At 69.4% G+C, this 23,075-nt stretch carries 19 protein-coding genes and 1 pseudogene; 11 read left to right on the top strand and 9 right to left on the bottom strand.

Annotated elements, in window-relative coordinates:
* Positions 1-99: 99 nt before the first annotated feature.
* A complete protein-coding gene (locus ACF1B9_RS00005) occupies positions 100-1,017 on the top strand; it encodes a hypothetical protein (protein WP_391742276.1) in 918 nt (305 codons plus the stop codon).
* Positions 992-1,498 (top strand): GNAT family N-acetyltransferase, encoded by a 507-nt coding sequence (locus ACF1B9_RS00010; protein ID WP_391742274.1) that lies wholly within the window; start codon positions 992-994, stop codon positions 1,496-1,498. Before ACF1B9_RS00005 ends, ACF1B9_RS00010 begins: the two co-directional genes overlap by 26 nt.
* A gap of 169 nt (positions 1,499-1,667) precedes the next feature.
* On the opposite strand, the gene ACF1B9_RS00015 is transcribed toward ACF1B9_RS00010, so the two are convergent.
* The 3 genes from ACF1B9_RS00015 to ACF1B9_RS00025 all read right to left on the bottom strand — a co-directional run bounded on the left by ACF1B9_RS00015 (position 1,668) and on the right by ACF1B9_RS00025 (position 4,661).
* Complete coding sequence (locus tag ACF1B9_RS00015; protein WP_391742273.1) at positions 1,668-2,663, bottom strand: recombinase family protein; 996 nt, start codon at positions 2,661-2,663, stop codon at positions 1,668-1,670.
* A gap of 226 nt (positions 2,664-2,889) precedes the next feature.
* On the bottom strand, positions 2,890-3,744 hold the full coding sequence (locus tag ACF1B9_RS00020) for an ABC transporter permease (RefSeq protein WP_391742272.1): 855 nt from the start codon (positions 3,742-3,744) through the stop codon (positions 2,890-2,892).
* Positions 3,741-4,661: an ABC transporter ATP-binding protein gene (locus ACF1B9_RS00025; RefSeq protein WP_391742271.1), complete on the bottom strand. Its 921-nt coding sequence runs from the start codon at positions 4,659-4,661 to the stop codon at positions 3,741-3,743. The genes ACF1B9_RS00020 and ACF1B9_RS00025 overlap by 4 nt, the downstream gene beginning before the upstream one ends.
* 234 nt (positions 4,662-4,895) lie before the next feature.
* Between ACF1B9_RS00025 and ACF1B9_RS00030 the strand changes: the two genes are divergently transcribed.
* The gene (locus tag ACF1B9_RS00030) at positions 4,896-6,047 is read left to right on the top strand and encodes a sensor histidine kinase (protein WP_391742269.1); all 1,152 of its coding nucleotides are present in this window, start codon (positions 4,896-4,898) and stop codon (positions 6,045-6,047) included.
* Positions 6,044-6,706 (top strand): response regulator transcription factor, encoded by a 663-nt coding sequence (locus tag ACF1B9_RS00035; protein WP_143610627.1) that lies wholly within the window; start codon positions 6,044-6,046, stop codon positions 6,704-6,706. The genes ACF1B9_RS00030 and ACF1B9_RS00035 overlap by 4 nt, the downstream gene beginning before the upstream one ends.
* Here ACF1B9_RS00035 and ACF1B9_RS00040 read toward each other — a convergent pair.
* Positions 6,673-9,780 (bottom strand): Tn3 family transposase, encoded by a 3,108-nt coding sequence (locus tag ACF1B9_RS00040; protein ID WP_391742268.1) that lies wholly within the window; start codon positions 9,778-9,780, stop codon positions 6,673-6,675. The two genes, ACF1B9_RS00035 and ACF1B9_RS00040, sit on opposite strands and share 34 nt — an antisense overlap.
* Positions 9,781-10,478: 698 nt before the next feature.
* Here ACF1B9_RS00040 and ppdK point away from each other — a divergent pair.
* The 3 genes and pseudogenes from ppdK to ACF1B9_RS00055 form a co-directional block, all read left to right on the top strand.
* Positions 10,479-13,226 carry a pyruvate, phosphate dikinase gene (ppdK, locus tag ACF1B9_RS00045; RefSeq protein WP_391742267.1) on the top strand — a complete coding sequence of 916 codons (2,748 nt, stop codon included), beginning with the start codon at positions 10,479-10,481 and terminating at the stop codon, positions 13,224-13,226.
* 508 nt (positions 13,227-13,734) lie between these two features.
* Positions 13,735-14,709 carry an ArsR/SmtB family transcription factor gene (locus ACF1B9_RS00050; protein WP_391742266.1) on the top strand — a complete coding sequence of 325 codons (975 nt, stop codon included), beginning with the start codon at positions 13,735-13,737 and terminating at the stop codon, positions 14,707-14,709.
* A gap of 17 nt (positions 14,710-14,726) precedes the next feature.
* Positions 14,727-14,819, top strand: a pseudogene (locus ACF1B9_RS00055) (glyoxalase); the annotation flags it as partial.
* Between the two features lie 30 nt (positions 14,820-14,849).
* Here ACF1B9_RS00055 and ACF1B9_RS00060 read toward each other — a convergent pair.
* Positions 14,850-15,779 (bottom strand): oxidoreductase, encoded by a 930-nt coding sequence (locus ACF1B9_RS00060; protein ID WP_391742264.1) that lies wholly within the window; start codon positions 15,777-15,779, stop codon positions 14,850-14,852.
* A 178-nt stretch (positions 15,780-15,957) separates the two neighbouring features.
* Between ACF1B9_RS00060 and ACF1B9_RS00065 the strand changes: the two genes are divergently transcribed.
* The gene (locus ACF1B9_RS00065) at positions 15,958-16,746 is read left to right on the top strand and encodes a sulfite exporter TauE/SafE family protein (RefSeq protein ID WP_391742263.1); all 789 of its coding nucleotides are present in this window, start codon (positions 15,958-15,960) and stop codon (positions 16,744-16,746) included.
* Positions 16,747-16,770: 24 nt separating this feature from the next.
* Here ACF1B9_RS00065 and ACF1B9_RS00070 read toward each other — a convergent pair whose 3' ends face one another.
* The 3 genes from ACF1B9_RS00070 to ACF1B9_RS00080 form a co-directional block, all read right to left on the bottom strand.
* A complete protein-coding gene (locus ACF1B9_RS00070; protein ID WP_391742262.1) occupies positions 16,771-17,394 on the bottom strand; it encodes a class F sortase in 624 nt (207 codons plus the stop codon).
* A 117-nt stretch (positions 17,395-17,511) separates the two neighbouring features.
* The gene (locus tag ACF1B9_RS00075; protein ID WP_391742261.1) at positions 17,512-18,186 is read right to left on the bottom strand and encodes a hypothetical protein; all 675 of its coding nucleotides are present in this window, start codon (positions 18,184-18,186) and stop codon (positions 17,512-17,514) included.
* Between the two features lie 437 nt (positions 18,187-18,623).
* Entirely contained in the window at positions 18,624-19,424 is an 801-nt protein-coding gene (locus ACF1B9_RS00080; RefSeq protein ID WP_391742260.1) for an aminotransferase class IV family protein, read from the bottom strand.
* 88 nt (positions 19,425-19,512) lie between these two features.
* Between ACF1B9_RS00080 and ACF1B9_RS00085 the strand changes: the two genes are divergently transcribed.
* The gene (locus ACF1B9_RS00085; protein ID WP_391742259.1) at positions 19,513-20,139 is read left to right on the top strand and encodes an NADPH-dependent FMN reductase; all 627 of its coding nucleotides are present in this window, start codon (positions 19,513-19,515) and stop codon (positions 20,137-20,139) included.
* A gap of 88 nt (positions 20,140-20,227) precedes the next feature.
* Entirely contained in the window at positions 20,228-20,566 is a 339-nt protein-coding gene (gene cutA, locus ACF1B9_RS00090; RefSeq protein WP_391742258.1) for a divalent-cation tolerance protein CutA, read from the top strand.
* A 26-nt stretch (positions 20,567-20,592) separates the two neighbouring features.
* Here cutA and ACF1B9_RS00095 read toward each other — a convergent pair whose 3' ends face one another.
* Complete coding sequence (locus ACF1B9_RS00095; protein WP_391742257.1) at positions 20,593-21,306, bottom strand: vancomycin high temperature exclusion protein; 714 nt, start codon at positions 21,304-21,306, stop codon at positions 20,593-20,595.
* Between the two features lie 299 nt (positions 21,307-21,605).
* Here ACF1B9_RS00095 and ACF1B9_RS00100 point away from each other — a divergent pair, with 299 nt between their 5' ends.
* Positions 21,606-22,970 (top strand): deoxyguanosinetriphosphate triphosphohydrolase, encoded by a 1,365-nt coding sequence (locus tag ACF1B9_RS00100; RefSeq protein ID WP_391742304.1) that lies wholly within the window; start codon positions 21,606-21,608, stop codon positions 22,968-22,970.
* Positions 22,971-23,075 lie beyond the last annotated feature (105 nt).

A 23,075-nucleotide genomic window follows, 5' to 3' on the forward strand; every position in this document is an offset into this window, starting at 1 on the left:
CCATCGAAGGCGGCATCACGGCGGTCAGTTGACACAGACTCAAACTCTGTACATCAGCCCGTACATGCCTCTGCACTACAGCCCGTACGCCGACACGGCATGCCCCCAGGCATCCATCGCGCAGTCGAAGCCTGGGTTCGCACTCTCCTCGACGGTGGTCCACGGTCCGAGCCCCGCTCCCGGCACACGACCTGGGCCTACCTGGGTGAGATCCAGCCGGTGCTGCTGGAGTGGTCCAGCCGCTACGACCACCTGCGAGAGGTCACCCGGGAGGACATCGTCGCGGCCCGGGACGCTGTCACTGGCAAACAGCGCGAAAGCCGGATCGTCGCACTGCGGTCACTGTTCCGGCACGCGAAGAAGAACGGCCAGGTCTTCCGTAATCCCACGATCCGTATCCGTGTTCCCCGGCAGACCGGCGGCGTCCTCCAGACTCTCGTCCAGGCTGACATCGACGAGGCCATCGCCACCGCCACCACCCCGGACATCCGGCTCATCGTCGCCTTGGCCGCCACCCACGCGGCACGGCCGAAGATGATCCGGACGATGCAGCTGGACGACGTCGACCTGGGCAACCGCCGCATCACCGTCGGCGGCCACGTCCGCCCGCTCGACGACCTCACCCGCCGTGCGGTCCTGGACTGGCTCGACCACCGCCGCAACCGCTGGCCGAACACGGCCAATCCCCACCTGCTGATCACCCAGAAGACCGCCGTCGAACTCGGCCCGGCCGGCAAACTCTGGATCACCCGGGCCACCCGCAACCTCACCGCCACCCTGGAACGGCTCCGCGTCGACCGCCAACTCGAAGAGGCCCTCACCCACGGCGCCGACCCTCTCCACCTCGCCCTCGTCTTCGGCATCGACGAGAAGACTGCCATCCGCTACGCGGACTCTGCGCGGGCACTGCTGGAACAGGCAGCCGAGCACTCGACAGTGCCCTCGGCAAAAGAACTTGGCCCGGAGCGCGGAGCCTTGAAGAATGACGGCCATGCGGATTCGACAGGCAGGGCCTGATGACGCCTCGGCGGTCGCTGGTGTCCACGTGCGCTCCTGGCAGGTGGCCTTTGCCGGTCTTGTCCCGCAGCACTACCTCGACGCCATGGACCCAAGCCACGAAGAGTCCGGCTGGAAGTCACGTATCGCAGCGACACAGTGGCCATCGTCGGGGGTGCTGGTAGCCGAAACCGAGGCGGGGATCGTCGGGTTCGCAAGTTTCAGCGCGTCTGAGGAGAGCTCTGCCATCGCGGAAATCGGCACGCTCTACGCGATGCCCGAGGTCTGGGGCGCTGGGATCGGAAAGCAGTTGATGGCGGCAGCGTTGACGACTCTCGGACAGGCGGACTATGCACAGGCCGTCTTGTGGGTACTCGAAGACAACGAACGAGCCCGGCGCTTCTACGAGGCCGCCGGTTGGCGCCCCGACGGCGCGGCAGTGGTGGACACCACCGGCGGGGCCGCTCTCAACAAGTTGCGCTACGGCCACCCTCTTGGTTAACCCACTTACCCTCTCGGCCGCCCAGAGAGCCAGAAAGCGGCGTGGTCGTGAGTTGGAGTCAAACTCGCGGAACCAGCACCGTGAAGCACGGCGACCGACCCTTGGGTTCCCACCAAGAACCCTTCAGTTTGCCTGAACCTGCGGGACTCAGGGCCCTGTTCTCGTATAGCTACGGCGAACGGACATGTAGCGCTGAGTAACTACTTGGGGCTGCGGTCGCGCTGCTGAAGGGCGGCGAAGTCGGCGTGTGCCGTCTCGACTGCCTCCGGGTGCGCCTGGGTTTTCTCGTGCTCGGCGAGCGCCCGGTAGATGCTGGCGACGGACGGGTTCTGTCCCTTGCGCGGGTCAGGGCGGGCTGGATCTGCTCGACGGACTCGCCGAGCGCCTTGCGCCGCAGCACGGTGTGCAGCATGTCGTCGGTGATGACCGGGGGCCGGCCGCCGTACTTGCCCTTGCGGGCTGCGGTCTCCAGCCCCTCCAGCGTCGACTCCCTGATGTTCTCCCGCTCCGTCTCCGCCATCGCGGCGAAGAAGCCGAACAGCAGCTTGCCAGGGCCGGTGGGGTCGTAGATGCCAGGCAGTGGCCCGGCGAGCATCTCCAGCACCAGGCCGTGCTCGGTCAGATGGTCCGCGAGGGCGGTGAGCTCCGCCGCGTCACGCCCCAGCCTCTTCATCTCGAACACGGTGAAGATGACCCGGCAGTGCGGGGCGTGCGTCTTGATCTCCCGGGCGGTCTTCAGCGCCTCCTCAAACTGCGGGCGGACCTTGATCCGGGTGCTGATCTTCTCGCTGAAGATTTTGTCTCTGCCGATGCCGCGCTTGGCGAGCGCGTCCAGCTGCGAGTCGAGCTCCTGGCTGAGGTGCGAGCAACGGGCATAGCCGATGCGGATGTCCGCGCTCGGCAGACTGGGGTCGACGGCCGCGGGCACCGACTTGCCGGGCCGCCAGGGCTGCCCCGGCCCTCGGTTGGCCGGGGTCGGCACCCGCAGATCCTTCGCCAGCTTCGGCACCTTGGTGAAGCGGCCGGTGGGGTAGGCGCTCGTTACTGCCCCGCTGCGCGAGCGGCACGGCGAGCCGGGGGCGGCCTTGCACTTCGGGCACGGATGGCGTTCGACGAGATCGGCTTCGGACTCAGGTCCGACGGAAAATTTTTGAGGGGCCGTCATGGACCCTGATTTTCGCACAACGCAAGTCGCAGAACCCCCCTCCTACCGCTCTTGAGCGCGAACGGGTTCTGAGAGTCGATCCGCTTCTTGGTGATCTTCGCCCGACCTTATTTGATCTTGCTCGGGCAAAGGGTCGTTTATGAGAGACGTTCATCGAGGCGGCAAAGAGCTTCGAGGGCCCCGCCCTGTGCCTCCGGGCCGCGATATGCGCGTCTCGGAGGCACGTTCACACGTCGCGGTGCCGCACGATGGCCACAGCGAGTACGACCGCGATCAGCGGCCAGAGCGCGTACACGGCCCACGAGCCGGGGACAGTGGCGCTGTAGGCGAGCGAATGGGGATCCGGTGCCCAGTTCTGGACCAGGCGCTTCCATGCCGTGACCGGCATAGCGTGGCTTATGGCGGCGGACCAACGGGCGCTCTGCGAGAAGATCGGCGGCAGCATCACCAGGGTGAAGGCGCTGGTGACCATGGTGGTGGCGCTGTGCCTGATCAGAGTCCCGAAGCCGAGGCCGATCAGTGCGCAGACCGGGGCCAGCAGGGCGGACGCCATCAGCGCCCGGAGCACTCCGGGATGGGTGAGCGGAACCCCTGCCTGCTGCCCGTTCAGGATGGCTTGGGAGATCAGGAAGCAACCCGTGGAGATGACCGTGCCGACTGCGGTCCAGAGCGCGGCGGTGACGACCGCCTTGGCCAGCACCACCGCTCCGCGGGCGGGGACGGCCACGGTGGTGGTGCGGATCAGGCCGCTGCTGTACTCGCTCACAACGGTGAGGGCGCCGACGCTGCCGGCGACGAGCATCAGCGCCATGTAACCGGCCGCGGGGAACGCGACGAACACATGGAATCCCTGATTGGCCCTCGCGGCCGGGCTCATAGTCCGGAGGTTGTTGACTTCCGCCAGTGCCGCTACGGCGGCGGATCCGATGACGAACAGGGCGCTGAGCGCGAGCGTCCACGGGGTCGAGCGCAGGGACCGCATCTTGATCCACTCGGAGGTGAGCAGGTCGCGGAAGCGGGCGGGCGGCTCGACGACGGGTGCGGACGAGGTGGCCGTGGGGACGGAGGTGGCTGTGGTCATCGGGGCTGTCCTGCCTGGTATTCGACGCTGTCGGTGGTGAGTTCCATGAAGGCCTCCTCCAGTGAGGCGGTCCGGGTGGTCAGTTCGTTGAGCTGGATCCGGTTCTCGAAGGCGAGTGCTCCGATCCGGTCCGCCGGCAGCCCGGTCACGGTGAGCTTCTCGGTGCCTGGTGAGCCCTCCGGCTCGACCGAGGCGCCTGCGGTGGTCAGTACCGCCGTCAGCTCGGCGGCCTGCGGGGTGCCCACTACAACGCTGAAACGGGTGCTGCGGGCCGCGAAGTCCCGGACTGACTCGGCGGCGATGAGCCGGCCCCGGCCGATGACGACGAGCTGGTCGGCGGTGTTTTCCATCTCCGACATGAGGTGGCTGGAGAGGAAGACCGTACGGCCCTCGGCCGCGAGGCGCCGGAAGAGGCGGCGCATCCAGAGCACGCCTTCCGGGTCCATGCCGTTGACCGGCTCGTCGAACATCAGCACCGGCGGGTCGCCGAGCAGCGCGGTGGCGATCCCGAGCCGCTGCTTCATGCCGAGCGAGAAGCCGCCGATGCGGCGGGACGCGGCCTCGGCCAGGCCCACCTCGTGCAGCACCTCGTCGACCCGGCGTGGGGAGATCCCGTTGCTGTAGGCCAGGGCGGACAGGTGGGCCGCGGCGGTGCGTCCGCCGTGGACCTGGCCGGCGTCGAGGAGTGCGCCGACGTGCCGCAGTCCGCGCGGGTGGCTGCGGAAGGGGACGCCGCTGACGGTGGAGGCGCCGCCCGTGGGCGCGTCCAGGCCGAGGATCATCCGCAGGGTGGTGGTCTTACCGGCTCCGTTGGGGCCGAGGAAACCGGTGACCTGGCCCGGTCGCACGGTGAAGGACAGCTGGTCGACGGCAGTCTTGTCGCCATAGCGCTTGGTGAGTTCGTTGACTTCGATCATAGGGACAACCCTGCCGGGAGGGCCCCGTCCGGTCAGGGGGCCGTGGATGGCAATCGCGCGGCCGCCTTCACCCGTGGGCGTACGTCCGCGGGCCGATCCCGCAGGGGCGGTGGCTGGATAGTCTCGCGGGATGGATGCCATACCGACCACCCCGTTCCTTGTGCGCGTCGCACAGCGCGGTCTCCCTCTTGAGAGGCCACACCAGCGATGACGAGAACGAAGACCATGGCCTGTTTGGGAGGTGCCCTGTACCTCCTCGCGGTGGGTCTGCTCGTGGGAGGTGCACCGCGGGCTTCGGGCATGGTCCACGGTTTCGGGGCACTGCTTGCGGCGAGTCTGCTCGTCGGTGTGCTGCGACGCATGCCGCTCCTGGCTCTATCCATAGCGCTCTTCGGGTCCACCGCCGTGGTGGTGGGCCCCCCGGGCTCCGCCCGTGCGAGCCTGTCGGCTGCGTATCAAGGCCAGTTCCTGTCGTATCTGGCGGTGGACCTCGTCCTGGGCCTCATCGTCGCCACCTGCGCGCGGCGAGCTTCGATCATCGCCGTGGCCGGATCCCTCACCGTCCAGCTCCTGGTCATCGGCGGCTTCTCGCACGGGGACAACCTGACCGTCAACGTCGTGATCGCCCTCCTGGCGATGGCCGCGGCCTGCACGGGTGGACTATTGAGCCGCGAGCGCCGCGAGCACACGGTGGCGCTGCGTTCACAGGAGGTGGCCGAGGCCGTGATCGCCGAACGGCTGCGGATCGCACGGGAGTTGCACGACATGGTCGCGCACAGCATCGGTATCATCGCCATCCAGGCCGGGGCGGCGAGCCAGGTCATCCGGACCCGGCCCACGGAGGCCGGTGAGGCATTGCGGGCCATCGAGGTCACCAGCAGGGAGACCCTGTCGGGCCTTCGGCGCACCTTGGTGGCACTCCGTCAGGCAGACCCGGGCGCGGCGGTCTCGGGGAACCAGGCAGCCCTTGCGCCCTCGCCGGGTCTGGCGGACATCGACCGGCTGGCAGCGGCCACGGCCGACGCGGGGGTACAGGTGGATGTGCGCCGCAGTGGGGAAGAGCGCCCCCTGCCGGCCGACATCGACCTGTCCGCCTTCCGTATCGTTCAGGAGGCGCTGACCAACGTGATCCGCCACGCGGGCACCGGACGCTGTCGGGTGCTCATCGACTACGGGGACGAGGAGCTGTCCGTGGAGGTCGTCGACGATGGGCGCGGTGCCACCGAGAACAGCTCGGCCCACGGCTTCGGTCTCGTGGGCATGCGGGAGCGGGTCGCCCTGTTGTACGGCGACCTCAGCGCCGGGTCACGTCCCGAGGGCGGTTTCCGGGTGACGGCCCGGCTGCCTCTGCCCGACCCCGCCGGAGTTCCGGTGGAAGCCCGATGACCGCCGGTCCTGTACGCGTCGTACTCGCCGACGACCAGCCACTGGTGCGGTCCGGCCTGCGCCTGGTCATGGCCGATCACCCCGACCTGGAGGTCGTCGGCGAAGCCGCAACCGGTGCCGAGGCGGTCCAACTGGTCAGGGGTATCGGCCCCGACGTCGTGGTGATGGACATCCGGATGCCCGGCATGGACGGGATCGAGGCCACTCGCCTGATCACCGCCGGCCCGACCGCGACGCGCGTCCTCGTCCTGACCACGTTCGACGAGGACGACTACGTCTACGGCGCGCTGCGGGCCGGAGCGAGCGGCTTCGTGGTCAAGGACATGGCGCTGAACGACATCCTCGCGGCTATCCGCGTGGTCGCCGTCGGCGATGCACTGATCGCGCCGGGGGTCACGCGCCGACTGATCGCCGACTTCGTCGGGCACCCCCCGCGGCGCTCCCCGCGGCCGGTCGCGGGCATCACCGAGCGGGAACGGGAAGTCCTGACCCTCATCGGGCGCGGCCGGACGAACACCGAGATCGCGGAGGACCTCTTCATCACGGTGGCCACCGCTAAGTCGCACGTGTCACGCCTGCTCACCAAACTGGGCGCCCGGGACCGGGTCCAGCTCGTGATCACCGCCTATGAGATGGGGCTTGTCACGCTGCCCGGTTGAGCATGTACCACGGCTTCGGCCAGGCCCGGAGCCGTGGTGCTTGCTGCCTCCCCCTGCGGGGTGCGCGGGCCGGGCACCGTCTCACGGATGGACAGGTCCAGATCGAGGCGGCTGTTCATGTCCAGCTCGAACCGGCCGTACGGATTGACGTGGGTCCAGAACAGCGGCGACAGCGCCCGGCGGTCCGCGTCGGTGAGCTTGTCCGCCCACTTCGGATCGGCCAGGACCTCCTGCATCAGCAGCGTGTTGACGTGCACCAGAGCGGACTGGAGCAGGTGCAGCGCGAGCATGCTGACCTCCTGGGACTCCTTGTCCGCACCGGCCAGGTCACCGTCCTTGCCGTAGAAGATGTCCTTGTTCGCGGAGTTCCAGTTCTCCACCACCTGCAAGCCCTCGTGGATCTCCTGGCGCATTTCGACGTCGGCTAGGTAGTCGCAGACGAACGAGGTACGCACCGCCCGCCCGAGTTCTTCGATCGCCCGGTACGTCGGGTGCTTGGGGCCGCCGCGGGTGAACCGGCGCAGGACCTGCTCGGCCTCGGCGGTGCCCAGGCGCAGGGCGGTGGTGTACTTCACGATCTGGTCGTACTGCTGGGCGATCAGGTCCCAGTCGATCGTCTTGGTGGAGAGCACCGGGCCCAGGTTCGGCCAGTTCTCGTCCTCCCCGGCCGCCGGCCGGTACAGCTTCGCGGAGCCAATGTTCTTCAGCCGAGGCATCAGCTTGAAGTCGAGCATGTGCGCGAAGGCGAAGCCAACGATGGAGGCGCCGTGCGTGTCGGTGTACTGCCGGTCGACGTCCATGTCGGTGCAGTGCCGCAGCACGCCCTCGATCATCGACGCGACCTCGGAGGCCGAACAGCTCTTGAGCTGGCTGTAGATGCAGACCGATTTCCGCTCCACATGCCAATAAATCATCACACCGGGGCCCCGGTAGCGCTGGTGCCACTCGGTCATCAGGTTGGAGGACCAGGCGCCGAACTTGCGGCTGTCGGAGGCGCATGCAGTGCCGGTGCCCCACCACATCTCATCCCGGACGGCGAAGGTGGCGTTCACCAGCTTCCGCAAGGCCGCGCGCATGTTGGCCCGGTTGACGAACAGATGCCGCACCCGCCGCAGCGTCGCCTCCGACTCGCCGTGCTTGCCGGTCACCGCGACCCGCTTGATCCCCATGTTCGTGCCCAGACCGAACAGGACCAGCAGCAGCCGGCGCCGCAGCACATCCTTCGACAGCATCTCTCTGGTGGCGACCGAGGTGAACTCGGCGATGAAGTCCGTGTCGAACTCGGCGTACTTCAGGATGTCCAGCAGGTCGATGGTCCCCCAGCGCCGCTCGATCTCGCCCTTGATGGCCACCAGGCTCTCGGGCTCCTCCTGCTTGCCGTGCGGGGAGACGCGAATCCACGGCTCGCCGTGCTTCTTCACGATCGCCACCCCGCCCGTCGTGCCCTCCGCCAGCGCCTGCTCGAAGCGGTCCAGCGAGGTGCGGAGCTTGCCTTGCAGGGCGACGATGAACTCCCCGGCGTCCTGCGGCTGGCCCAGGGCGGCGTAATGCACGTCCCGGTTATCCTCGAAGTCCGCCGGCAGGTCGTCCTCCGGGTTACGCCACCGGTTCGCCCCCACCACCCAGATCTCCCGCCTGCGCACCGCATCTCGAAGCGCCACCAGCACGCACAGCTCGTACGGGATGCGCTCGACACGGCCCTTGTCGTCCACCACCGCCGCCCGCCAGTGCTCGGGCACCACCCCCGCGAGCGGCACGCTCTCCGCCGGATCGAAGAACGCGCCCTCCTTCAGCGGCTGGTCCAGGTAGCGCTGGAGCAGATCGATCGCGTCCATCACCGGCCGGTAGGAGGTGTTGTTGCACTTCAGCTCCAGCGCGCCCAGCAGTGGCGAGAGCATCCGGCGCCAGTGCGTCGAGTACGAGGAGCGCAGCACCGTGCGGACCCGGGCCTTGTAGCGGGCCTCGTTCGCCGCGGCTTCCGCCGCCAGCGCCTTGAGCGTCTTCTCCCCGCCGACCACCGGGTAGATCACCCGCCGCACCGTGCCGGACGGCTCGGACAAGGCGGCCTCCGCGACCCGCAGTAGCATGCCTTCCTTGCCCCGGATCTTCTTCAGCTCGGCGTTGAGCTCCTTGTCGACCTTCCGTTCCGCCCGCGTGTTGATTTTCAGCACGAGCTGAATGAACAGGTCCACCAGCGAGTCGGTGATCTCCGTCTGCCGCACATGGCACAGCGCAGCCAGCAGAGTCAGCCGCCGCGGCCGTTTCATCCGCTCCAGGTTCGCCGGATACTCCTTCGACGCCCGCGCCCGCCACGCGTCCACCAGCTTCTCCGACACATCCGCGAACAAGTCCGCGGGCAGCTCCAGCCGCCGCACCCGCTGGAGCTTGTTCACCTCCGCCAGCAAGCTCTCCAGCCCCGGCGCCCCCGGGTCGGCCTTCAGCTCGGCGAAGTGTGAACGCCCGCCGCCCGACGCCGTGCCCTCACCGTCCGTTCCTTCGCCCGTCTCGTCCTCACCGCTGGCGACGAGGTCTTCCAGCCGTGAGCGCGTCGCATGCGCGATCCGCTCCACCCTGCTGCGGCAGAACCGGGCCTCGAAGTCCTTGACCGCTTTGCCCACCAGCCGCGCGACCTGCCCCGGGGCAGGCGGCTCGATGTGGTCGTTACGGCACCGGGCCACCACCGCCGCCGCCAGACGGTCCCGCGACAGCTCCACCGGACACAGCTCAGCGGCCAGCCACTCGGCCAGCCGCTCCTGGTCCTCCTCAGTGGTCGCGCGGAACCCGTACACCGCCCGGATCTCGCCCCGGTGACGCTGGATCGCCTTGCTTTCCCAGCCGTAGGCCGCCCACGCCGCGGCCGGGACCTTCACCTGCTGGGCCACGTATTCCACCGCAGCGGCCGGCACCTCCTTAGCCGACTCTGGGAACCGGGCCTCCACCTCGAAGAACTTCAACAGCAACGCGAAGCCGAGCCGGGTCGCCCCGGACTTGTTCCGCACCTTCTTCATGTCGTCTTCGAGCAGCGTCCAGACCTCGATCAGGTCCTCCGGCTCCCAGTCCTGCCGCACCCGCATCCCCCCACCCCGACCGATCACCCGTTCAGCTCAACGAGGCGCACCGCCAGGGGAAACGACAAACCAGAGTGGTTACTCAGCGCTACATGTCCGTTCGCCGTAGCTATACGAGAACAGGGCCTTGAGGGGGCACGTGGCACCAGAGGCACCGCGTGCCTCTCTATTTATGCGGCTCATCTGAGCGCCATATTCGGCCGGATTCAGCGATAGAGAGCCAAGCGGCGGCCCGGATGAGTCCGCATCGCGCACGGTGCGCCGGATTCACTCACGCTGAGCCCCCTCTTGATGATCACTGAGTGACCAGCGGTCGCCGCACAGGCGTCCGGATGGTGACATCTGAGCGTCGATCGTAGAGTGATTCTCGCCACCCTGAGAGTCGGGTCGCTCATATGAGCGTGAATTCGGGAGCTGCATTTCTCAAATGGTGGCACTCGGTGCCAGGCTGCTCCACTTTGATCGATCGATGCCACACTTGCACCGTGTGGTCAATCTGGGGATTTTCCCTTGCGCTGAGTGCTCATTCGTTCAAGAAATGAATACAGTCCCTCGATCGAGGGACAGGTCCCGTCACTTTCGATCTGCTGGCGGACGGGTGGTTGAGGCCTCATGACGCGCAAGTGGACGTACCAGGGCACCTTCGATCTGGGTATGTTCCTCGCCGTCAGGGCAGCCACCGCGTCCTCGAGGAGTCGAGACCCGTGTCGGAAAACAAAGATTCCCACGTATCCACCCCGGAGTCCCGGGACCCGCAGGGCCAGAAGTTCGTCTATGACTTCACCGAGGGCAACAAGGACCTGAAGGACCTGCTCGGCGGGAAGGGCGCCAACCTCGCCGAGATGACCAATCTCGGGCTCCCCGTCCCTCCGGGCTTCACCATCACCACCGAGGCGTGCAAGGTCTACCTCGGCAGTGGTGAGGAGCCGACGGAGCTGCGAGCCGAGGTCAGCGCGCATCTCGAAGCCCTTGAGGCGCGGATGGGCAAGAAGCTCGGCCAGGCGGACGATCCGCTGCTGGTCTCGGTCCGCTCCGGCGCGAAGTTCTCGATGCCCGGCATGATGGACACGGTTCTCAACATCGGCCTCTCCGACGAGTCCGTGGCCGGTCTCACCGCCCAGGCCGGTGACGAGCGGTTCGCCTGGGACTCCTACCGCCGCCTCATCCAGATGTTCGGCAAGACCGTCCTCGGCGTCGACGGCGACCTCTTCGAGGAGGCGCTGGAGGCGGCGAAGGAGGCCAAGGGCGTCACGGTCGACGTGGACCTCGACGCGGCCGACCTGAAGAAGCTGGTCAAGCAGTTCAAGAAGATCGTCTCGCGGGACGCCGGGCGGGACTTCCCGCAGGACCCGCGCGAGCAGATGGACCTGGCCATAAAGGCCGTCTTCGACTCGTGGAACACCGACCGGGCCAAGCTCTACCGCCGCCAGGAGCGTATCCCCGGCGACCTCGGCACGGCCGTCAATGTCTGCTCGATGGTCTTCGGCAACCTCGGCCCGGACTCCGGTACGGGTGTCGCGTTCACCCGTGACCCGGCCAGCGGCCACCAGGGCGTCTACGGCGACTACCTGCAGAACGCGCAGGGCGAGGACGTCGTCGCCGGTATCCGCAACACCGTGCCGCTCGCCGAGCTGGAGTCGATCGACAAGAAGTCGTACGACCAGCTGATGCAGATCATGGAGACCCTCGAAACGCACTACAAGGACCTGTGCGACATCGAGTTCACCATCGAGCGCGGCCGGCTCTGGATGCTCCAGACCCGGGTCGGCAAGCGCACCGCCGGTGCCGCCTTCCGGATCGCCACCCAGCTCGTCGACCAGGGGCTGATCGACGAGGCCGAGGCGCTCCAGCGGGTCAACGGGGCGCAGCTGGCGCAGTTGATGTTCCCGCGCTTCGACGACGAAGCCGCCACCGAGCTGCTGGGCCGGGGCATCGCCGCCTCGCCGGGCGCCGCGGTCGGCAAGGCCGTCTTCGACTCGTACACCGCGGTGAAGTGGTCCCGCTCCGGCGAGAAGGTCATCCTCATCCGCCGCGAGACCAACCCCGACGACCTCGACGGCATGATCGCGGCCGAGGGCATCCTGACCTCGCGCGGCGGCAAGACCTCGCATGCCGCCGTCGTCGCCCGCGGCATGGGCAAGACCTGTGTCTGCGGCGCCGAGGACCTCGAGGTCGACACCAAGCGCCGCCGGATGACCGTGGGCGGCCGGGTCATCGAGGAGGGTGACGTCGTCTCCATCGACGGCTCCACCGGCAAGGTGTACCTCGGTGAGGTCCCCGTCGTGCCGTCCCCGGTCGTCGAGTACTTCGAGGGCCGGATGCACGCGGGCGCCGACGACGCCGACGAGCTGGTCGCCGCCGTGCACCGGATCATGGCGTACGCGGACCGGGTGCGCCGGCTGCGGGTGCGGGCCAACGCCGACAACGCCGAGGACGCGCTGCGGGCCCGCCGCTTCGGCGCCCAGGGCATCGGCCTGTGCCGTACCGAGCACATGTTCCTCGGTGAGCGCCGCGAGATGGTCGAGAAGCTGATCCTCGCGGACACCGACGCCGAGCGCGAGGCGGCGCTGGACGAGCTGCTGCCGCTCCAGAAGGCCGACTTCATCGAGTTGTTCGAGGCGATGGACGGACTGCCCGTCACCGTACGGCTGCTCGACCCGCCGCTGCACGAGTTCCTGCCCGACATCACCGAGCTCTCGGTACGTGTCGCGCTCGCCGAGTCACGCAAGGACGCCAACGAGAACGACCTGCGCCTGCTCCAGGCCGTCCACAAGCTGCACGAGCAGAACCCGATGCTCGGTCTGCGCGGCGTCCGTCTGGGTCTCGTCATCCCCGGCCTGTTCGCCATGCAGGTCCGGGCGATCGCCGAGGCCGCGGCCGAGCGCAAGAACGCCAAGGGCGACCCGCGCGCCGAGATCATGATTCCGCTCGTCGGCACGGTCCAGGAGCTGGAGATCGTCCGCGAGGAGGCCGACCAGGTCATCGCCCAGGTCGAGGCCGCCACCGGCACCCGGCTGAAGCTGACCATCGGCACCATGATCGAGCTGCCGCGTGCCGCGCTGACCGCCGGTCAGATCGCCGAGGCCGCGCAGTTCTTCTCGTTCGGCACGAACGACCTGACGCAGACGGTGTGGGGCTTCTCCCGTGACGACGTGGAGGCCTCGTTCTTCACCGCGTACCTGGAGAAGGGCATCTTCGGGGTGTCGCCGTTCGAGACGATCGACGAGGACGGCGTCGGCTCACTGGTCCGCAGCGCCGTCGCGGCCGGCCGGGCCACCCGCCCGGACCTGAAGCTCGGCGTCTGCGGCGAGCACGGCGGCGACCCGGAGTCCGTGCACTTCTTCCACGAGGTGGGCCTGGACTACGTGTCCTGCTCCCCCTTCCGCATCCCCGTCGCCCGCCTGGAGGCGGGCCGTGCGGCCGCGGACTCGACGGGCAGCGACAGCCGCTGACCCGGCGCCCCCGGCCCCGGGGCCGCCGAAGGCTCACTCGTACCCTCACCGAGCCGACGGCGGCCCCGGAACCACCGAAGGCGGCGGCACCCCGTGCGGGGTGCCGCCGCCTCGTTTTGTTCTGGGGAAAAGCGTTGTTCGGCAATGTGCCTTTTCTTCGCCCTCCCGTGCAGTTCAATACGCAAAGTTCGTTCAATACGCAAAGACATGGGTCGGTATCGGACCGGGGTGCGGTCCATGGATCCCCATCCACGGACCGCACCCGGCTCACCCCCGCCGGGCACGGAGCCGCACCGTCGCCGACCGCCGCCGAACGAGCAAAACCCCCCACGGCCTTCACTCGCTCTTCCGGTGGCTCCGGATTCGCACCCGACGTCGTACAGCTTTTCGGGTGATGGCACTCGCGGGCGAGGCGTTTCACCTCTGGCCGAAACCCCGTGGTGACGTGCTGTTATGGGTCGCATACCCTGGGGTGGGGGTAATTGCAGGTGCAACAGGTGGGGGTTCGGTGCTGCGTATCCACATGTCCGGGGTGGACCTTTCCAAGGTGCGGATGGCCACCCGGCCGGATGCGCTGTGGGAAACCATTCTGAGTTTCCATCGGCTGAGGGACCGGCGCGGTTCCAAGGTGTTCGGGGAATGGCGTAAGGAAACCCGGCCCCGGCTGGATGGTGAAGTGCACCCGTTGGCCGCCGTGATTCCACCGCGCGGCTATTTCCCGGACTTTCTGACGCCTTCTCAGGAAACCGCTGAGCCGTATGGCATCGACGCCGGAATGGAGGCGCTGCGCTCCACCCCGATCCGGCGGATCCGCGCCGAACTCGCCCTCCTGGGTGCCGAACGGCGCGAGGCGGGCCGCGTCCCCCACCGGCGCGTCGGGGCGCTCGACCGGCTCATCGGCGCCCTGCGCAGCTACCACCGTGCCGCGATCGAACCGTACTGGCCGCACATCCAGGCCAGCGTCGAGGCCGACCGTGCCGTGCGCGGTCGCGCACTCCTGGACGGCGGGGCGGAAGAACTGCTCGCCTCCCTCCCGCCCACGATCCGCTGGCGGGCCCCCGTGCTGGAGGCCGACTACCCCGTCGACCGCGAACTCCACCTCGACGGCCGGGGGCTGCTGCTCCAGCCGTCCTTCTTCTGCCGGGTCACCCCGGTCGTCCTCCGTGACCCGCGGCTCCCACCGGTCCTGGTCTACCCGGTCACCCACTCGCGCGCCCCGGTCTTCGCGGAACCGGGACCCTGGCTCGGCCGGCTCCTCGGCCATACCCGCTCCACGGTCCTGAGCGCCATCGGCAACGGCTGCACGACCAGCGAACTCGCCCGCCGCGCCGGAGTCTCCCTCGCCTCGGCGAGCCAGCACGCCTGCGTGCTGCGCGAGGCCGGCCTGATCCACACGCTGCGGCACGGCAGCTCGGTCCTGCATACGCTGACCCCGCTGGGCGGATCGCTGCTCCGGGGCGGCGCGCCGCTCGCCATGTCCTGAATCCGGGGGCGGAAAATTTCTTCGCCGGCCGTTCCTTCCAGGACCCGGACCACCACATCTGGGAGGTCATGTGGATGGACCCCGCAGCCGTCGAGGGACAGCAGGCCTGAGGTCGACGACGGTCGGCGGGTGGCCGGGTCTCAGGACGTGAGGTCCGGATACGTCACCCCCGTGAGCTGCTCGGACGCCACCCAGAGCCGCTCGCTCGCCACATCGTCGAGCGTCCAGCCCGCTCGCCACGACGGGGCGGGCGCACCGCGCCAGCCCAGCAGCCTCGGCCCGGTGAACGAGTCGGGGCGCACGCCGGGCGCGGTGGCCGCGTACAGGGTGGGCAGCGCTCCGGACGACGCGGGCTGGGCGATGATCCGGTTGCCGAGCTCGATCACCCGTTCCGCCGTCTTGCGGCTCTCCATCCGGACGCCCGCCGTCTGCAGATTGGTCGCCGCGTATCCGGGGTGCGCCGCAGCGGCCACCACCCCGGAACCGGCCGCCGAAAGCCGCCGTGCCAGCTCGTGGACGAAGAGCAGATTGGCGGTCTTCGAACGGCCGTAGGCGATCCAGCGGCGGTAGTTCCGCTCGCTGTTGAGGTCCCCGATGTCGATGTTGGACAGGGCGTGCATCCCGCTGGAGACGCTCACCACACGCGCCCCCGGGGTGTCGAGGAGCTTCGGTAGCAGCAGCCCGGTGAGGGCGAAGTGCCCGAGGTGGTTGACGCCGAACTGCCTCTCGAAGCCGTCGGCCGTCCTCCCGTACGGCAGCGCCATCACGCCCGCGTTGTTGATCAGCAGATCGATCCGGCCGGGCGCGCGGACCGCGGCGAACTCGCGTACGGATTCCAGATCGGCCAGATCGAGCGGTACGAACTCCACGTCCGCGCCGGTCACGGCCGTCCGGATCCGGGACTCGGCCTCCTTGCCGCGCGTCTCGTCACGGCAGGCGAGGAGCACCCGCGCGCCGCACCGGGCCAGCTCCCGTGCCGTGATCAGCCCGATCCCGCTGTTGGCTCCGGTGACCACGGCGGTACGGCCGCTCTGGTCGGGGATGTCGCTCGCGTTCCAGCCCTGGCTCATGGACCCCAGCGTACGACCGGCGCGCGCGGGGAGAACGGGCCGGTCGGATCCCGAACGCGGGCCCCGTGGCGGCCATTGGGGGTCCGGAGGCCCGGCAACCTCAGAGTTGGCTCAACTTTCCCGCGATCCGGCCAAAGCGGTTGGACGGGGCACCTACCTCGTCCTTAGGGTCGCGATCATGCCCGACATAGCACTCACCACACTGGTTGTCCTCTGCCTCGCCGCAGCCGCGGCGGGCTGGATCGACGCGGTGGTCGGCGGCGGTGGACTGCTCCTGCTGCCCGCTCTGCTGCTGGGCCTGCCGCACGTCCCGGCCGCGCACGTCCTCGGCACGAACAAGGCGGTCGCGATCGTCGGTACGTCGGGCGCCGCCGTGACGTACGTGCGCAAGGCGCCGGTGAAGGTCAAGACGGCCCTGCGGATCGGGCTCGCGGCGCTGGCCGGATCGATGACCGGCGCGTTCTTCGCGGCCGGGATCAGCAGCGCGGTGCTGCGACCCGTGATCATGGTGGTGCTGCTGGCGGTCGCGGCGTTCGTGATGCTGAGGCCCTCGTTCGGCACGGCGACGGACGAGGGGGTCCGGCGCGAGGTCACCCGGGCCCGCACCGTGACCGCGATCGTGGTGGTCGGCGGAGGCATCGGGCTCTACGACGGGCTGTTCGGCCCCGGTACCGGCACGTTTCTGGTGCTCGCGCTGACCGCGGTGCTCCATCTCGACCTGGTGACGGCGTCCGCCACCGCCAAGATCGTCAACGTGTGCACCAATGGCGGGGCGCTGGCGATGTTCGCCTACCAGGGCAGTGTGCTCTGGCAACTGGCCGCGCTGATGGCGGTGTTCAACCTGGCCGGCGGACTGATCGGGGCGCGGATGGCGCTCAGGAAGGGCAGCGGGTTCGTCCGCGGGGTCCTGCTGGTCGTGGTGTTCTCGCTGGTCGCGAAGCTGGCCTTCGACCAGTGGACGGCATGAGCGACCGGCCCCGGAAGGCAGGGGTCACCGCACCTCGGTGAGGTGCGCGTACGCCACCACATTGCCCTCGTAACCCGTCGTCTTCGAGAAACCGCCGCCGCAGGTGATCAGTCGCAGCGAGGCGTAGGGCGAGGCCCCGTACACGCGCTTGTCGGGGAAGTTCCGGCTCTGGTAGACCTCGATCGCGTCGAGTGAGAAGACGGCGGTACGCCCGTCCTGCCGGACCACCTCGACCTTGCTGCCCTTCTGCAGGGTGCCCAGGTCGTAGAAGACCGATCGCCCCTGCGCGTTGTCGACATGGCCGGCGACGATCGCACTGCCCTTGGAGCCGGGGGGAGTGCCGTCCCGGTACCAGCCGACGACATTGCGGTTTCCGGCCGGTGGTACGTCGAGACTGCCGTCGGCGCCGAGCCCCAACCGCATCATCGGGGCGTCCACCCGGATGCTCGGGATGCGCAGGCGCACGGGCGCCGACGGTCCCAGCGGTTCGGCGACCGGGGACCCCGGCTGCGGCCCGGGGCCGCCGGCGAAGGCCTGTGCGGAGGTCGGCTGGGGCGGGATCAGCCGGGCGTCGGCGCCGTGGCGGATCAGCCAGACGCCGGCCAGTGCCGCGATGACCAGCAGCCAGCTCTCGGCCTTCTGGGACACGGTCGTCCTCCGGGTGACGGGGCGGAAACGGTACGGGCACGGGAACGGTCCCGTCCCGGTGGCCGCGCGGCCACCGGGACGGATTCCAGGCGGTACGGAGACGTGAATCCGTCTCCGTCAGCCGGCTTCCTGCGTGCCGCTCGCCCGGCGACGCAGGAGCCAGGCTCCGCCGACGACGGTCGCGGCGAGTACGCCGGCGCCCGCCGTGATCTGGGAGGTGTCGGGCCGGACACTGCCGCCGACGCCTGTTTTGACGCGCCCGCTGGGGGCGTTGGGCACGGACGAGTCGCCCCGTCCGGACGAGTTGTCGCGGTCGGACGAATCGCGTCCGGAGCTGTCGCGCCCGGAGTTGTCCCGTCCGGACGACGAGTCGTTGCGCCCGGACGAACTGTCCTGTCCCGACGTCGAGTTGGTGCGTCCCGATGAACTGTCGTGCCGGCCCGAGCCCCCGTCCTCGGACTGGTTGCGCTCCCCGCTCCCACGCTCGTTCGAGCCCTCCCTGGAGGGGGCTCTGAGCCCGGAGAAGGCGTTGAGCCCGCCGGCGGAGTCGAGGAGCGAGGGGACGTTGAGGCCGAAGGGAGAGTTGAGCCCGGACCCGGACGAGTTGTTCGCTCCGTCCCCGTCGCGGCCGTGCCCCTCCTGGTCGCCGTTGGCCCGCGGCGCGCCCGCCGAGTTGATCCGCAGGGTGCCGGTATCGGCCGCGTACGCGGGCGGCCCTGCGGAGAAGAGGCCGAGCGTGGCTATGGTGACTGCGGAAGCGGCGATACCGGTCACTGGGCGAGCAGGACGCATGGGGGTTCCTCCGGCAACTGCGCGAGTAGGTGTGTCCTGACTCCGAGCTAACGGGCGGCCCGCCCGCCACGCCTGTTGACACCAAGTCAGCTTTCACCCGAACGGCCCGGCGCGGCATCCTTGCCAAGCGGTATGTGTGCAGGTCGCAGCGGTGATCGAAGTGCGGATGACCGGTCCTTTACCGACCGGTGCCGATCGGGTGACGCCCTCCAGGAGGAAAGTGGCGCACATCACACGCATGACCTTGCGGGTGTCGGGCACACGTCTGACACCCCCCACGGGACGGTGCACCGGGCCGCTCCCGGCCACCGCCCTCACCGGACCCACCCCCCTGGGTCCGGTGAGGGTGTTCCGCGTCGGGAGTCCGGGGCGCGGTGCTCCGGGCCGGCGCGGCTGCGGACCGGCCCACGGCGGGCGGATGTGTGAGCCACCAGGTGTCAGATCGTGTCCCACGGCGTGCCGTCGTAGGCCTGCCCGATCCGCTTCATCAGCTGCTCGTCCACCGTGAGCGCGATGTCGTCGATCCGCCGGACCGGCGCGATGCCCTGCGAGTTGGTGAGGAACGCCGACTGGAACGCGCCGATCTGGTCCAGTGCCACCCGGCGACGTACGGACTCCAGCCCCACACCGGGCAACTCCTGTTCCAGCAGTGCCATGGTGATGCCGCGCAGGCAGGGGGCGTCCGGCCAGACGACCGAAGCGCCGTCCCAGAAACCGATGTTGGTGATCGCACCCTCCGTCACCGCACCGTCCGGCGCGGTCAGCAGGGCCTCGTCGAAACCGGCTCGGGCGGCGAGCGTCGCGTAGTACGTCTGGCCGAACTCGCCGGGACGCTTGATGTGCGGCACGGTCCGGGCGTAGGGAACGGACATCAGGTCGTGCGGTTCGGCGGACTTCCGGGCCGGCCCGCGCACCGTGACCATGACGGTGGTCTCCGCGTCGCCCGGTGGCAGGTAGCCGTACACCCGGGTCGAGGCGTCCCGTACCCCCGCACCGTCCAGCGCGTGCCGGATCAGCTCGCGCACGCGCTCCCCGTCCAGGGCGCGCTCGAACAGCTCCCGGTTGGCGGAGTCCAGCCGGGCCAGATGCAGGGCGAGGCCGCGCACCTTTCCGTCCCTGACCTGCATGGCCGTGAAGTGGCCGTAGTTGAGGAAGGCGGGAATCCGCAGATCCGCCTCGGTGGCCGGGTGCCCGTTGAACTCCGCGTACGGGAAGGGTGCGGGAGGGGGAGTCGTCATGCGGTCCACGGTATGCCGCGGGGCGCGACGGAGGACGTCGCTGGTCGCGGCTTGACCTCAACCATGGTTGACATACGAGCCTCTCCGCATGGACCTCATCACAGCACCCTCATCCGTGGCGGCCTCCACCGCCTCCACCGCCCCCCTGAAGGTCGCGGTCATTCTCGCCAGCAATCGTGAAGGACGGTTCGCCCCCGTCGTCTCCGACTGGTTCCTCTCGCACGCCACCCCTCGGCCCGGCATCGAGACCGACCTGATCGACATCGCGGAGCTCGACCTCCCGATCGCCCTCTCCTACCGGCCCGCAGCCGATGCGCGGGCGCGACTGGCCGCCGTGTCCTCCAGGTTGGCGGCGGCCGACGCCTACGTCGTCATCACCCCCGAGTACAACCACTCGTACCCGGCCCCGCTGAAGAACCTCATCGACTGGCACCACGCCGAGTGGCAGGCCAAGCCCGTGGCCTTCGTCTCGTACGGCGGAGTCTCCGGCGGTCTGCGCGCGGTCGAGCACCTGAGGCAGGTCTTCGCGGAGCTGCACGGTGTCGGCATCCGCGAAACCGTGTCGTTCCACAACGCGGGCGCCCTGTTCGACGAGGAGGGCAGGCCCAAGGACCCGTCGGGCTGCGACGCGGCGGCCAGGACGCTGCTCGACCAGCTCGACTGGTGGGGGCGCGCGCTGCGTGACGCCAAGGCCGTCCGTCCGTACGGCGTCTGACCGCCGGACACTGCGCCGCGCCGTTGTGCCCCCGACAATCGACGAGGGGTGCGAGGACGCCCCGTAACCGACAGGGAGGAGCCCGAAGGTGACGACGCCGGCATGGCTGACCGTACTGACCACGACGGACAGCGAGGAGAAGGCCCATGCGCTGGCGCAGGGCGCGGTGGAGGCGCGGCTCGCCGCCTGTGTACAGATCTCCGCGCCCGTCACCTCGGTCTACCGTTGGCAGAACGCCATCGAGACCACCGAGGAGTGGCAGCTGCTGCTCAAGACGACGGCGGCGCGGTACGACGAACTGGAGGCCCATCTCCTGGCGGCGCACGACTACGGGACACCGGAGGTCGTCGCGGTCCCGGTGGTACGGGGCAGCGCCCACTACCTCGACTGGGTCTCCTCCGAGACCGCCCCGGACGCCCCGCTCTAGAGCGGGCACCCGCGCCGGGCCGTCCCCTACCGCTCGTCCGCGGCCAGGGCCTCCTCGATGCCGGGCTCCTTCGGGCCCAGGAAGTGCGGGTCGCGCTTGAACGTGGATTCCAGCACCGCCTTCCCCGCCGCGAACATCTCCCGTGTTCCGCCGTAGTACCAGGTCGCATCGTGTACGGCGTCGACGCCGACGCCGTACGCGTCGATCCCGGCGCTCCGGCACAGCGCGATCGCACGCCGGATGTGGAACCCCTGGCTCACCAGCACGGCACGGTCGACCCCGAAGATCTTCTTGGCGCGGACGCACGAGTCCCAGGTGTCGAACCCGGCGAAGTCGCTCACGATGCGCTTGTCCGGCACGCCGTGCGCCTTCAGATACGTACGCATGGCGTCGGGCTCGTCGTACTCCTTCCGGCTGTTGTCACCGGTCACGAGCACGACCTTCACCTTTCCGTCCCGGTACAGCTCGGCGGCGGTGTTCAGCCGGTTCGCCAGATACGGCGACGGCCTGCCGTGCCAGAGCCCGGCTCCGAACACCACGGCGACCTGCTGCGCGGGCGCGTCCGCGGTCGTCCTGACCCGGGCGTCGGCGACGGAGTACATCCAGGTCGCGGGCGTCAGCGCCGCCACACAGGCGACCATCACCCCCTGTACGAGGCGCCGCTGCCCGCGCCGCGTCCGCGGCCACCGCGGCCGGAACCGCCCGAGCCGCGCCGCCCGTCCTGGCCGCTTCTCCTCCATGGGTGCCCCCTGCTCGTGCCGTGTTGTCCCACATGATCGGACGACCGAAGAGGAGAAAGGGTTCTCCATCTCCGGGTTTCATTTATTTCGCTACCGTTTCCGATCCGGCCGTGGACACGTCGGGGATCGATCGGCTTCTCGGCGGCGCGGCCCGGTCCTCACCCCGCGGCCGGTCCGCCGGACGGTGGCCGAAGCCGCGACGGCCGTGTGGTTCCCGCCGGGCCGCTCGGCGCGCATCCGCCTGAGCCGCGCTGTCAGCCAGGACGTTTAATGTCGGAGCCATGGACGGCATCGACGGCATGGACGGCACGCAGGAAGCACAAGGCGCAGACGACGCACCGTGCACACAGGACGTGGACTGCGCGCACGGCACACAGGACCACGGCTCGGTCCCCTACCGCGCGGCCGACGCCGAACGCTGGGACACCGAGCCTGACAAGCGGCCCGGCCGTACCGCGTTCCAGCGCGACCGCGCCCGTGTGCTGCACTCCGCCGCACTGCGCCGGCTCGCGGGCAAGACACAGGTCGTCACCCCCGGTACCCGCAGCCACGCCTGGGACGCCAGCCCGCGGACCCGACTCACCCACTCCCTGGAATGCGCCCAGGTCGGCCGCGAACTCGGGGCGGCGCTCGGCTGCGACCCCGATCTGGTCGAGACGGCCTGCCTGGCCCACGACCTCGGCCACCCGCCCTTCGGACACAACGGGGAGCAGGCGCTCAACGACTTCGCGTCGGACTGCGGGGGCTTCGAGGGCAACGCGCAGTCGCTGCGCCTGTTGACCCGGCTCGAACCGAAACGCTTCGTCCCCGACACCCGGACCGGTGAGCTGGTCAGCGTCGGACTCAATCTGACCCGCGCCGCCCTGGACGCCGCCACCAAGTACCCGTGGCCGCGCGGCGGTCACCCCTTCGACCCGGACTCCCCGAAATTCGGGGTGTACGAGGACGACCTGCCCGTCTTCGAGTGGGCCCGCAGGGGTTCCCCGAAGGACCGCAAGTGCTTCGAGGCCCAGGTCATGGACTGGTCCGACGACGTCGCGTACTCGGTGCACGACTTCGAGGACGGGCTGCACGCCGGGCACATCGATCCCAACTGCCTCTACTCCGAGTCCGAGCGGAACGCGATCTGGGCCGTCGCCATCGGACGCTACGTCCCGGCGGACACCGATCCCGAGGAGCTGGCCGACGCCCTCGACCGGCTCATCGGCCAGGAGTGGTGGCCGGACAACTACGACGGTTCGGCCGTCGCCCAGGCCCGGCTGAAGGACGCGACGAGCCAGTTGATCGGCCGGTTCTGCCTGGCGGCCGAGAGCGGCACCCGGCAGGCTTACGGGACGGGCCGGCTCGGCCGGTACGCGGCCGAGCTCGTCGTGCCTCGCGAGGCACGCAACGAATGCGCCGTGCTCAAGGCGGTCGCCGACCGCTACGTCATGCAGCGCGCCGAGCAGGAGGCCATCCGCGCCGATCAGCGGATCGTCATCGCGGAACTGGCCGCCGCGCTGACCGCACGCGCCCCGGAAGGACTGGAACCGCAGTTCCGGGCACTGTTCGACGCCGCCGACGACGACCGGGCCCGCAAGCGGGTCCTCGTCGACCAGATCGCCGCCCTGACCGACGCCTCGGCACGCTCCCTGCACGCCTCGTTCACCGGACCCCGCCGCTGACCGGCCGAAGCCCCGCCCCGGCCGATGGCCCGGCCCCGTCGTCACCGTCGGGCGTCCTCGCGCTCGGGGCACCCGGTGCGGGAGGCCCGTTTCCACCGCCGCGCG

The sequence above is a fragment of the Streptomyces sp. NPDC014727 genome (genome assembly GCF_043083485.1).
GTDB lineage: Bacteria > Actinomycetota > Actinomycetes > Streptomycetales > Streptomycetaceae > Streptomyces.